The organism is Streptomyces sp. NPDC029139, from assembly GCF_055564335.1.
In genome coordinates, this window is sequence record NZ_JBVHWN010000007.1 from 342310 (window position 1) to 354221 (window position 11912).

8 protein-coding genes are annotated in these 11912 nt (G+C 73.6%); 5 read left to right on the forward strand and 3 right to left on the reverse strand.

What is annotated here, in order from left to right; genetic code table 11:
- Positions 1-65: 65 nt before the first annotated feature.
- Both manB and ACZ4VW_RS19165 read left to right on the forward strand, forming a co-directional pair.
- A complete protein-coding gene (gene manB, locus ACZ4VW_RS19160; RefSeq protein ID WP_467963775.1) occupies positions 66-1148 on the forward strand; it encodes a mannose-1-phosphate guanylyltransferase in 1083 nt (360 codons plus the stop codon).
- 139 nt (positions 1149-1287) lie between these two features.
- Positions 1288-2280 carry a DNA-3-methyladenine glycosylase family protein gene (locus tag ACZ4VW_RS19165; RefSeq protein WP_467963776.1) on the forward strand — a complete coding sequence of 331 codons (993 nt, stop codon included), beginning with the start codon at positions 1288-1290 and terminating at the stop codon, positions 2278-2280.
- A 106-nt stretch (positions 2281-2386) separates the two neighbouring features.
- On the opposite strand, the gene ACZ4VW_RS19170 is transcribed toward ACZ4VW_RS19165, so the two are convergent.
- Genes ACZ4VW_RS19170 through ACZ4VW_RS19180 form a run of 3 tightly spaced genes read right to left on the reverse strand, consistent with a single transcriptional unit; the run spans position 2387 to position 5317 of the window.
- Entirely contained in the window at positions 2387-3841 is a 1455-nt protein-coding gene (locus ACZ4VW_RS19170) for a coenzyme F420-0:L-glutamate ligase (RefSeq protein WP_467963778.1), read from the reverse strand.
- Positions 3838-4794 (reverse strand): 2-phospho-L-lactate transferase, encoded by a 957-nt coding sequence (gene cofD, locus ACZ4VW_RS19175; RefSeq protein WP_467963780.1) that lies wholly within the window; start codon positions 4792-4794, stop codon positions 3838-3840. The genes ACZ4VW_RS19170 and cofD overlap by 4 nt, the downstream gene beginning before the upstream one ends.
- Before the next feature lie 13 nt (positions 4795-4807).
- On the reverse strand, positions 4808-5317 hold the full coding sequence (locus ACZ4VW_RS19180; RefSeq protein ID WP_467963782.1) for a cysteine dioxygenase: 510 nt from the start codon (positions 5315-5317) through the stop codon (positions 4808-4810).
- Between the two features lie 691 nt (positions 5318-6008).
- Between ACZ4VW_RS19180 and ACZ4VW_RS19185 the strand changes: the two genes are divergently transcribed.
- The 3 genes from ACZ4VW_RS19185 to ACZ4VW_RS19195 all read left to right on the forward strand — a co-directional run bounded on the left by ACZ4VW_RS19185 (position 6009) and on the right by ACZ4VW_RS19195 (position 11748).
- On the forward strand, positions 6009-6272 hold the full coding sequence (locus ACZ4VW_RS19185; protein WP_015033978.1) for a WhiB family transcriptional regulator: 264 nt from the start codon (positions 6009-6011) through the stop codon (positions 6270-6272).
- 239 nt (positions 6273-6511) lie between these two features.
- Entirely contained in the window at positions 6512-10237 is a 3726-nt protein-coding gene (locus ACZ4VW_RS19190) for a glycosyltransferase (protein WP_467963784.1), read from the forward strand.
- Positions 10234-11748, forward strand: coding sequence for a DUF5719 family protein (locus ACZ4VW_RS19195; protein WP_467963785.1), 1515 nt, complete (start codon positions 10234-10236; stop codon positions 11746-11748). The genes ACZ4VW_RS19190 and ACZ4VW_RS19195 overlap by 4 nt, the downstream gene beginning before the upstream one ends.
- Positions 11749-11912: the final 164 nt, after the last annotated feature.

An 11912-nucleotide genomic window follows, 5' to 3' on the forward strand; every position in this document is an offset into this window, starting at 1 on the left:
GCACGGACGAGCGGGCGAGCGGACGAGCGACGAGACCGGACCCGGACAGGAAGCAGAGACGACAGGTGACAGAAGCGATCCTCCTGGTCGGTGGCAAGGGCACGCGGTTGCGGCCCCTGACGGTCAACACGCCGAAGCCGATGGTCCCGGCGGGCGGTGTCCCGTTCCTGACGCACCAGCTGGCCAGGGCCAAGGCCGCGGGCGTCGAGCACGTGGTGCTCGCCACGTCGTACCTGGCCGAGGTCTTCGAGCCGCACTTCGGGGACGGCTCGGCGCTGGGGCTCAGCCTGGAGTACGTCACCGAGGAGGAGCCGCTCGGTACGGGCGGCGCGATCCGGAACGTCGCCTCGCGCCTCCACTCGGGAGCCGACGATCCGGTGCTCGTCTTCAACGGCGACATCCTGACGGGGCTGGACATCCGGGCCCTGGTCGCCACGCACGCCGACTCGGGCGCGGACGTCTCGCTGCACCTCACCCGGGTCGAGGACCCGAGGGCCTTCGGCCTGGTCCCGACGGACCCGACCGGCCGGGTCACGGCCTTCCTGGAGAAGCCGCAGACTCCGGAGGAGATCGTCACCGACCAGATCAACGCGGGGGCCTACGTCTTCCGCCGCTCGGTCATCGACACGATCCCGGCGGGCCGCCCGGTCTCGGTCGAACGGGAGACCTTCCCCGAGCTCCTCGCCGCCGGCGCGCACCTGCAGGGCCTGGTCGACTCCACGTACTGGCTCGACCTCGGCACCCCGCAGGCGTTCGTCCGCGGCTCCGCCGACCTGGTCCTCGGCCGTGCCCCCTCCCCGGCGGTGCCGGGCCGCTGCGGTGACCGCCTGGTCCTGCCGACGGCACGGGTCGCGCCGGACGCCAAGCTCACGGGCGGCACGGTGGTGGGCGCGGGGGCCGTGGTCGGCGAGGGCGCCCGCATCACGGGCTCGACGGTCCACGCGGGAGCGGTGGTCGAACAGGGCGCGGTGATCACGGACTCCCTGATCGGCGCGGGCGCCCGGATCGGCGCGCGCACGATCCTGACGGGCGCGGTCATCGGCGACGGCGCCCAGGTGGGCCCGGACAACGAGCTCCGCGACGGCATCCGCGTCTGGTGCGACGCGGTGCTCCCCCCGGGATCGGTCCGCTTCTCCTCGGACCAGTAGCACCCGCTCCCACGCCTGTCCGCCGAGGGACCCCGTGTCCCTCGGCCGCCGGTGTACGGGTGGGGGAACCGGGCCGGCCGCAGGTCGGGCGGTTCCGCACGTCCCACCGGGCGCCACCCGCCCCGTTACGCTCATACACATGGCCGGCCGCTTCAGACCCCCCACTCCCACGACCCGCACGACCGTGCGCGGCGGCCACGTCCCCGTACCCGCCCAGGCCGGCGAGGCCCCCGCCCCCGAGGCCCCCGCCCCTTGTGCGCCCGACCTCGGCCTCACGCTCGGCCCCCTGCGTCGCGGCCCCGGGGACCCCACGTTCCGTACCACCCCCGACGGCTCCGTCTGGCGGGCCAGCCGTACGCCCGCGGGCCCCGGCACGCTCAGGGTCGCCGTCCGCGCCGGAGCCGTGGAGGCGGAGGCGTGGGGCCCGGGCGGTGCCTGGCTCCTGGGCGGCCTGCCCCGGCTCCTCGGCGCCGACGACGACCCGGCCGCCTTCGTCCCCCGTCACCGCCTCCTCGCCGCGACCCACCGCCGCCGGCCCGGCCTGCGCCTGACCCGCACCGGCCTGGTCATGGAGTCGCTGATCCCGTCGATCCTGGAGCAGAAGGTCACGACCGTCGAGGCGTACCGCGCGTGGCGTCTGCTCGTACGGAAGTACGGCGAGCCCGCCCCGGGCCCCGCCCCCGACGGGATGCACGTCATGCCCGACGCCTCCACCTGGGCCCGGATCCCGTCCTGGGAGTGGCACCGCGCCGGCGTCGACGACAAGCGCGCCGCCACGGTCCTGCGCGCCGCGCGGGTCGCCCGCCGACTGGAGGAAGCCGCCGGGATGGAGCCCGAACGGGCCCGGCAGCGGCTGGAGTTGGTTCCCGGCATCGGACCCTGGACCTCCGCCGAGACGATCCAGCGCAGCAACGGCGCCCCGGACGCGGTCACCGTCGGCGACCTCCACCTGCCCGGCATCGTCGGCTACGCCCTCGCGGGCGACCGCACGACCGACGACGCGGCCATGCTGGAACTCCTCGCCCCCTACGCCGGTCAGCGCCATCGCGCGGCTCGCCTGATCCTCCTCAGCGGCCGTGTCCCCCCGCGCCGCGCGCCCCGGATGACCCCCCGGAACATCGCACCGCTCTAGGTCGCGTCCGCGTCCATCCCGTGCCCGTGCCCGTGCCCGCGGCCGTCCCACGTCCGTCCCGCGCCCCGCGCCCGCGTCCGTTCCCCGCCCCTGTGCGGGAGGGGCCTCACCGCACCTGGATGAACTGCCCCGCCTGCCGCTCCGGCCGGTCCTTCGGCGGTGCCGCCGCGTGCCCGACCGCCACCGCGCCCATCGGGTCCCAGTCCTCCGGCAGCGCGAGCACCTCGCGTACGACCTCACGGCAGAACATCGTCGAGGACACCCACGCCGAGCCGAGCCGCTCACCCGCCAGCGCCACCAGGAAGTTCTGCACGCCCGCGCCCGCCGCCACCACGAACATCTCCCGCTCGGCGGCGTCGCGGCGCGCGTCCCCGTAGTGGTGCGAGCCGTCCATCACGAGGCACGGCACCACCAGGTAGGGCGCGTTGCGCAGCACGTCGCCGCGCCGCACCCGCTTCGCGATCGACTCCTCCGACTTGCCGTCCCGGCGCAGGTCCGCGATCCACGCGTCCCGCATCGCGTCGAGCAGACGCAGCCGCGACTCCGGTGACTCCAGCAGAACGAAGCGCCACGGCGTGGTGTGGTGGGGCGCCGGTGCCGTGACGGCCGCCGCGACGGCACGCCGTACCGCACCCGGGTCGACCGGCTCGTCGGTGAACTCCCGTACGGTGCGCCGCAGAGTCACCGCCTCCCGTACGGCCTCCGAGGTCCCGAGCCGGAACATGTCGTCGGCGGCTCCGCGCACCAGCGCCCGAGCGCCGTCCCCGCCGGAGGCGTCCACCAGATGCGGCAGACCGCGCACGGCGGCCACCGGAAGACCGCTCGCCTTGCCCTTCACCAGGTCGCCCGCGGCGGCCAGTTCGTCGGCGGTGGCGACGACGGTCGCGCTGAGCGGATTGCCGTACGCGTCCGTGCCTCCGCGCAGGTCGTCGAGCACGCGTACGCCGGCCGCGCCGATGGCCACGTCGGTCAGGCCGCTGCGCCAGGGCCGCCCGAAGGTGTCCGTGACGACGACACCGACGTCGACGCCGAGGGCGTCGCGCAGACCGTCCCGCAGGGCACGGGCCGAGGCGTCCGGGTCGACGGGCAGCAACAGGACCGTGCCGGCGGGAGTGTTGGAGGCGTCGACCCCGGCCGCGGCCATGACCAGACCCTGCCGGTTCTCGACGATGCGCAGGGCGCCGCGCCGCGCCACCACCCGTACCGTCTCGGCGTCGATCGCCTCCTCCCGGTCGTCGGCGGCGATCACCCGCCCCTCGGCCTTGCTCACTATCTTGGAGGTGACGAGCAGGACGTCCCCGTCCTGGAGGCCGGGGGAGACGGACGCGATGAGCTTGGCGAGATCGTCCCCGGGCCTGACCTCCGGCAGTCCGCCGAGCGCCCAGACCCGATAACCCGGAGCCCCGCCGCCCGCAGCCCCGCCTTCGAGACCCGCGCCCTCCGGTGCCCCGCCCTCCGGGCCCGTACGGTCCGGTGCAGTGCCGTCCGGAGTCCCGCCCTCCGGGCCCGTACGGTCCGGTGCCGTGCCGTCCGGAGCACCGACGTCCGCAGGAGTCGTCATCCGCGGATCTCTTCCGCGAGCGTCAGCGCCTCGCGCGCCATCGTGGCCGTCGCGTCCACGTCCGTCATCATCAGCGGCACCGCCCGGCAGCGGATGCCCGCCGCCTCGACGTCCTCGACCGTGCCCGCGTCGACGGTGTCGACCAGCCAGCCGTCGAGCAGCCCGGAGCCGTAGTGCCGCGCCACCGCCGAGGCCGTGGACTCCACGCCCACCGCCGCGAGCACCTTGTCGGCCATACCGCGCACGGGCGCGTCGCCGACGATGGGGGAGAGGCCGACCACCGGCACGTCCGCCTCGGCGATCGCCTCGCGGATGCCCGGCACGGCCAGGATCGTGCCGACCGACACCACGGGGTTGGACGGCGGGAAGAGGATGACGTCCGCTTCCGCGATCGCCTCCAGTACGCCGGGCGCCGGCTTCGCGGCCTCCGCGCCGACCGCCACGACGGCCTGGGCGTCCACGGACGCCCGCAGCCGCACCCAATACTCCTGGAAGTGCACCGCCCTGGACTCCCCGTCCACCTCGATGGCGACATGGGTCTCCACGCGGTCGTCCGACATCGGCAGCAGGCGCACGCCCGGCTGCCAGCGGGCGCACAGCGCCTCGGTGACGGCGCTGAGGGGGTATCCGGCGGCCAGCATCTGCGTACGGACGATGTGCGTCGCGAAATCCCGGTCCCCGAGACCGAACCACTCGGGGCCCACCCCGTACGCCGCGAGCTCCTCCTTCACCGTGAAGGACTCGTCCTCACGGCCCCAGCCCTGCTCCTCGTTGATGCCGCCGCCGAGGGTGTACATCACCGTGTCGAGGTCCGGGCAGACCTTCAGCCCGAAAAGATGGATGTCGTCACCGGTGTTGCCGACGACCGTGATCTCCGCGTCGGGCGCGGCCTGCTTGAGGCCGCGAAGGAAGCGGGCACCACCGATGCCACCGGCCAGAACCACAATGCGCATGTGGATCAGTCTGTCAGGCGGAGACGACACCGGGGGCGGCCGGGGCGCACTGCGCCCGCACCGATTCGTGCATGGGCATCTCGGTGAGGCCGGGGAAGTACACGTGCAGGCTGATCGCCGGTTCGAGGGAGTCGTTGGTGACCTCGTGGACGTAACCCGGCGCGAACACTCGCTGCGCGCCCCCTGTGAGCGTCCGCGCGCCCCGCTCCGTACGCTCCGTCAGCTCTCCCTGGAGGACGGTCAGTACGCCGGAGGAGGGGCCGTGGTCGTGGAGCCCGCTGCCCTGCCCGGGCACCCAGGAGAGCAGCCAGACCTCGTAGCCGGGGCCGGTGCGCAGCCGGTGGTACCAGCGGGTGGTGGCGTCGTACTCGACATGGGGGGCCCACTGGGCGCGGTCGGCGGCGATGGAGCGGGCGAGCCCGGCGAACTCGGCCACGGTGGCGGGGTGCTCGCGGGCGGGCTGCAGGAGGTGCTGGACCTCGAGGATGTCGCCGGCGATCTGAAGGTCGCTGTCGCTGTTCATGGGTGCGGGGTTCCTCGGCAGAAGCAGGGAGTGCAGGTGCGGGGGGTGTCGCATGAAGCGGGATTCACGGGGAAAGCGGGTGTCGCCAACGGGGCGACGCGAGCGAGGTGACGCGGGAGAAATGAAGAAGCTGGAGCTCTACGGCATCAACAGCTGGAACAACAACAGCAACAGCGTGCCTGGACAGCGCGGCGGAACCCACGGGCGTGGGTCGCGGAGGGCGCTGAGATCGCTGGCATGGCACCAAAGGTGACGGGAGAACCACCCGACTGTCAACTCAATGCCCGTTTTGGCGGCAATGTTTCACCTCATCCGGTTACGGAGCCCGGAGAAAGGTTTGTGCAGCCGCTGAGCGGGAGAGATGGCGCAACATCCGTGCCCGTAAACGCGACCGAGGTCCCGTGATCGGACTGTGATCCGGATCGCTTCCATGGCTGGATCGCAACAAGATCCACGTCTCGGGCGTCTCTCTTCCCGAGGGAGCGGTGCGGCCAAGTCGGTGGCATGTGTCTCGTTTTTGGTGATTTGAACACTTTCCGCATAGCCTTGGTTCCGCAGAGTGAATACCGGACCCAATAGCAGATTCCGGCTTGACTCGCGCAGAGCACAAACTTGTAATTTCACTCGTGTCGTTCGGCCGAAATCGGTAACGGCAACATCACGGGGACGTAAAGACAGACGAGGGGCGCACATGACCGAGTTGTTCCAGGAACTGCTGGTCGAGGACGCGGACGAGGAACTCGGCTGGCAGGAGCGCGCTCTCTGCGCCCAGACCGATCCCGAGTCCTTCTTCCCCGAGAAGGGCGGCTCGACCCGCGAGGCCAAGAAGGTCTGCCTCGCCTGCGAGGTCCGCTCCGAATGCCTCGAGTACGCCCTGCAGAACGACGAGAGATTCGGCATCTGGGGCGGCCTGTCGGAGCGGGAACGCCGCCGCCTGAAGAAGGCCGCGGTCTGACCGGCGCCGCGATCCGCGCCCGCCCGCCACACCGCGCACACCCGAACACGAAGAACGGTCCGCACCCTGTGCATTGTCCACAGGCGGCGGACCGTTTGCCTTCCCGTCGCCCGGCCACCACCACCCCTCATCGAGGCGCTGGGCGCCAACCCCTCCTTGTCTGCCGTTAGTGTGGGGCCCCGTCCGAGACGTACCCACGCCCCCCGCGGGCGACCCCCGGCCGGAGGGCCCGTACCTCGATGTCCTCAACTCCTGAGTTCCCGCGACACGTCGTCACCGCCGTGCTCGTCGCCCACGACGGCGCCCGCTGGCTGCCGGACGCCCTCGCCGGGCTGCTCGCCCAGGAACGCCCCGTGCAGAACGTCGTGGCCGCCGACACCGGCAGCGCCGACGACTCCGCGCAGCTGCTGACCTCCGCGATCGGCGCCGACCGCGTCCTGCACCTCGCCCGCCGCACCGGATTCGGTGCCGCCGTCGAGGAGGCCGCCCGCACCGCCCCCGTGCTCGGACCCGAGGAACTCACCTATCTGAAGCGCCCCAGCGGCTGGGACCCGGTCAGCAGGACCTGGAGCGACGACGCCTACGACCTGCCCGAACTTCCGCACGGCGAGCCCGTGCAGTGGCTCTGGCTGCTCCACGACGACTGCGCGCCCGAACCGGACGCCCTCGCCGAACTCCTGCGCGTCGCCGACTCGGACACGTACGCCGCCGTCGTCGGACCCAAGCTCCGCGGCTGGTACGACCGCAAGCAGCTGCTCGAGACCGGCGTCTCCATCGCCCGCAGCGGCCGCCGCTGGACTGGCCTCGACCGCCGCGAACAGGACCAGGGCCAGCACGACCAGGTCCGCTCCGTCCTCTCCGTCTCCAGCGCCGGCATGCTCATCCGCCGCGACGTCTTCGAGGAGCTCGGCGGCTTCGACCGCCGCCTGCCGCTGATGCGCGACGACGTCGACCTGTGCTGGCGCGTCCACTCCGCCGGCCACCGCGTCCTCGTCGCCCCCGGCGCCGTCCTGCGCCACGCCGAGGCCTCCGCCCGCGAACGGCGCACCGTCGACTGCGCGGGCCGCTCCGTCGCCAGCCCGCACCGCGTCGACAAGGCCGGCGCCGTCTACACCCTGCTCGCCAACACTCGCGGCGCCACCCTGCCCTACGTACTGATCCGGCTCGTCCTCGGCACCCTGCTGCGCACCCTCGCCTACCTCGTCGGCAAGGTCCCCGGCCAGGCCGTCGACGAGGTCATGGGCCTCTTCGCGACCCTCCTGCGCCCCGAGAAGATCCTCGCCGCACGCAAGCGCCGCAAGAACCCCGCCGTCGCCGCGAGCGAACTGCGCCCGCTCTTCCCGCCGCCCGGCGCCACCGTCCGCGCCGCCGTCGAACAGGTCGTCGCCGACTTCGGCGGCTCCGACGCCGATTCCGGTGGCTCCCGCCACGGCGTCGTCGAGTCCGGACCGGGCGGTGACGACGCCGACTTCCTGGAGGTCGAGCAGTTCGCCCGGCTGAAGAAGATCGCCGGCAAGCCGGGACCGGTCCTCTTCGCCCTGCTCCTGCTCGTCTCCCTGGTGGCCTGCCGCGGCCTCTTCGGCGGCGGCTCACTCGCCGGCGGCGCCCTGCTGCCCGCCCCCGACTCGGTCTCCGAGCTGTGGGCGCGGTACGCGGACAGCTGGCACGCCCTCGGCACCGGCGGCACCCAGACCGCGCCGCCCTATCTCGCCGTCCTCGCCGGGCTCTCCGCGCTCTTCCTCGGCTCCACCTCCTTCGCGCTCACCGTGCTGCTCGTCTGCTCGGTCCCGCTGGCCGGCTTCACCGCCTACTTCGCCGCCCGCCCGATCGTCGAGTCCCGGCTACTGCGTGCCTGGGGCGCCATCGCCTACGCCTTCCTGCCCGCCGCCACCGGAGCGCTCGCCGCCGGACGCCTCGGCACCGCCGTCCTCGCGATCCTGCTCCCGCTCATCGCCCGCGCCGCCGTCGCCGCCCACGGACTGACCGCGCACGGGCCGACCGGCAGCGGCGCCGAGCCGACCGGTGCAGGACCGGCGCAGAACCGCGGCAGCTGGCGCGCCACCTGGGCGTACACCTTCCTGCTGACCTTCGCGATGGCGTTCACGCCGATCGTCTGGCCGCTCGCCGTCGTCCTCGGCATCGGGGTGCTCGTTCTGCGCCGCGGCGACATCACGGCGTACGGACTGCGCTTCCTCGCCGCCGTCGGCACCCCGCTCCTCGTCCTGGCCCCCTGGTCGCTCTCCCTGCTGACCAGCCCCTCCGCCTTCCTGCGCGAGGCCGGCCTGGACATCCGTACGGGCACGGCCTCCGCCCTCGACCTGCTCGGGACCAGTCCCGGCGGCCCGGGCACCACCGGCGGCCTCCTCCTCATCGGCATCGTGCTCGCCGCCCTGGCCGCGCTGCTGCGCGAGGAGCGCCAGTTCGCCGTCCGAGCGGCCTGGGCCGCCGCCCTCGCCGGACTCCTCTTCGCCGTGCTCTCCAACGGCGCCGGCGGCACCGGCTGGGCCGGCCCCGCCACCCTCGTCCACGGCGCGGCCCTCCTCGCCGCCGGCATGATCGGCGCCGAGGGCGGACGCACCCGCGTCGCCGCGCACGGATTCGGCTGGCGTCAGCCCGTCGCCGCGCTCATCGCCCTCGCCGCCGCGCTCGGCCCGGTCGTGGCCGCCGCCACCTGGATGATCGGCGGCGCCGACGGCCCGCTGACCCGGCGCGACCCGGTCCAGGTCCCGGCGTTCGTCGCCGAGGAGAGCGACACCCGCGACCAGCCCCGCACCCTCGTCCTCGGCGGCACCTCGCCCGACGAGGTCGCGTACACCCTGGTGCGCGGCTCCGGCGCCCGCCTCGGAGACGCCGAACTGGCCGAGGCCGCCGGCAGCGACACGGGCCTGGACAAGGTCGTGGCCCACCTGGTGGCCGGCTCCGGCGCCGACCAGACCGAGGAGCTCAGCGGGTTCGCGATCCGCTACGTCCTCGTACGGGACGGAGCGCCGCGCCAGATGAGCCGCGTCCTCGACGCCACCCCCGGCCTCAGCCGGCTCAGCCAGCTCGACGGCAGCGCGCTGTGGCGCGTCGACCGCGAGGTCGCCCGCGCCACGATCGTCCTCCCCGGGGCCAAGCCCGCCGACGGGACGGTCAGGCCGGTCACCGTCGCAGCCGGGCCCGTCGAGGCGCACACCACGGTCCCGGCCGGCCCCGCGGGCCGTGTGCTGCGCATCGCCGACCGCGCCGCCGAGGGCTGGACGGCCACCCTCGACGGCAAGGAGCTGAAGAAGACCACCGTCGACGGCTGGGCCCAGGGCTTCGAGCTGCCGGCCGCGGGCGGCCGCCTCGACCTCACGTACGACCAGCCGCTCACCCACACCCTGTGGATCTGGACCCAGGTCGGCCTCGCCGTCGTCCTGCTCGTCCTCGCCCTGCCGGGGCGCCGTCGCGAGATCGACGACGACCTGCCCGAGGAGGAGATCGCGATCCCCGCCCAGGCGATGGAGGGCGACGGGCGACGGGCCCGCCGCCTGCGCGCCGCGGCGGAGGCGGAGGCGGAAGCCGCTGCCGCGACCGGGGCCGCGCCGGAGGAGCAGCGGGCCCCCGAGCCCGCCGCCGTCCCCGAGCAGCAGTCGTACGCCGCCGAGGACTGGCAGCAGCAGCCCCAGCAGGCCCAGGAGCAGTACGCCCAGCAGGGATATCCGCAGCAGTACACGGAGTACGCCGCCGATCCCTACCAGCAGGGCTACGAACAGCCGTACCAGCAGCAGTACGACCAGCAGCAGTACGGGCAGCAGGGGTACGCCCAGCAGTACGACCCGTATCAGCAGCAGGGGTACGACCAGCAGGGGTACGAGCAGCAGCAGCCGTACGAGGGGCAGCAGCCGCCGCCGCAGCAGCCGTACGAGGAGCAGCAGCAGTACGACCCGTACGCCTACGGCTACGAGACCGAGCAGCGTCCCGACGGGAGCAGCAACCAGTGAAGCGCACCACCCTCTCCCTGATCGCGGTCGTCACCGCCCTCGCCGCCGTCACCGGCGTCGCCGCCCTGACCGCGCCCGACGGCAGCGTCCCGGTCGCGACGATCGCGGCGGAGCCGATGCCCGTGGAGCGCTCCAGCCTGCTGTGTCCGGCGCCGAGCACGTCCGAGGTGGCCGAGACGGACTACACCTCGTACACCCCGGGCGGAAAGTCCGCGGCGGGCAAGGCCGACACCGCGGCCAAGGCCGAGCTGAAGGCCGCCCCCCTCGCCGCCATCCCCGGCGGCACGCCGGCGAAGAAGTCCGCGGCCGCCAAGGCCCCGGCGACCGTCACCGAACCGGGCAAGCCCGTCTCCGCCGAGGCGAACGGCGGCGCCGCACCCGCCCTGACCGGCGCGGCGACCGGCGCCCTCGCCCCCGGCTGGACGGTCCAGCAGACGACCGTGGTCCCGGCGGGCGGTGCGCGCGGACTGCTCGGCGTCACCTGCTCCGCCCCCGACACGGACTTCTGGTTCCCGGCCGCCTCCACGGCCAAGGAGCGCCAGGACTACGTCCACCTCACCAACCCCGACGACTCCGCCGCCGTCGCCGACATCGAGCTGTACGGCCCCGAGGGCGCGCTCAAGTCGCAGCTGACCGAGGGCATCCCCGTCCCGGCCCGCTCCAGCGTCCCCGTCCTGCTCTCCACGCTCACCGGCGAGGCACCCGCGGCCGATGTGACCGTCCATGTGACGACCCGCAGCGGACGCGTCGGCGCGGTCATCGGGTCCGCCGACGACAAGCTCGGCAGCGACTGGCTGTCCGCCTCCGCCGACCCGGCCGGCACGGCCGTGCTGCCCGGCATCCCGGCCGACGCGACCTCGGTGCGCCTCGTGGCGTACGCACCGGGCGAGGACGACGCGGAGCTGAAGATCCAGCTGGTCGGCGAGAACGGCACCATCGTCCCCGCGAGCGCGCAGTCCCTGCACGTGAAGTCGGGCATGACCGCCGCCGTCGAGCTGCCGGACCTCACCCGCGGCGAGGCCGGCGCCCTGCTGCTCACCCCGTCGGACCCGAAGAAGACCACCCCCTTCGTGGCCGCGCTGCGCGTCGTACGCGGCAAGGGCGACAAGCAGGAGATCGCCTTCGTCCCGGCGACCGCCGCGATCACCGCCCGCGCCACCGTCACCGACAACCGCGCCTCCGGGTCGACCCTCACGCTCACCGCCCCGGGCGCCTCGGCCCAGGTCAAGGTCACCGCCTCGGCGGGTACGGAGGGCGGCACACCGGTCTCCAAGACCCTCACCGTCAAGGCGGGCACGACGATGAAGGTGACCGAGCTGGTCCCCGCCGGCCTGAAGGGCTCCTACGCGCTGACGGTGGAACCTGTCTCGGGCGGCCCTGTCCACGCCGGACGCACCCTGGCGGTCCCGCAGAACGGCGTTTCCATGTTCACCGTCCAGACCCTGGCGGACGACCGGGGCACGGTCCAGGTCCCCGCGGCCCGGCAGGACCTCTCGGTCCTCGACGACTGAGGCCCCGCGCGGGACGACCTGACTCGCCCGAAAGGGGGCCGGTGTTCCCCCGAAGGGGTCGGTCCGGCCCCTAGGCAGTGTCTTCAAATGATCATCGCTGGTGGATCATAGTGGTGTGATTCGTCGCCATGAACTGTCCGATGCCGAGTGGGAGTTCGTCCGGC

Excerpts from the sequence above, each read along its gene's own strand:
- ACZ4VW_RS19165 (WP_467963776.1), top strand. The coding sequence starts at position 1,288 with ATGGCCGGCCGCTTCAGACCCCCCACTCCCACGACCCGCACGACCGTG.
- ACZ4VW_RS19170 (WP_467963778.1), bottom strand. The coding sequence starts at position 3,841 with ATGACGACTCCTGCGGACGTCGGTGCTCCGGACGGCACGGCACCGGAC.
- cofD (WP_467963780.1), bottom strand. The coding sequence starts at position 4,794 with ATGCGCATTGTGGTTCTGGCCGGTGGCATCGGTGGTGCCCGCTTCCTT.
- ACZ4VW_RS19180 (WP_467963782.1), bottom strand. The coding sequence starts at position 5,317 with ATGAACAGCGACAGCGACCTTCAGATCGCCGGCGACATCCTCGAGGTC.
- ACZ4VW_RS19185 (WP_015033978.1), top strand. The coding sequence starts at position 6,009 with ATGACCGAGTTGTTCCAGGAACTGCTGGTCGAGGACGCGGACGAGGAA.
- ACZ4VW_RS19190 (WP_467963784.1), top strand. The coding sequence starts at position 6,512 with ATGTCCTCAACTCCTGAGTTCCCGCGACACGTCGTCACCGCCGTGCTC.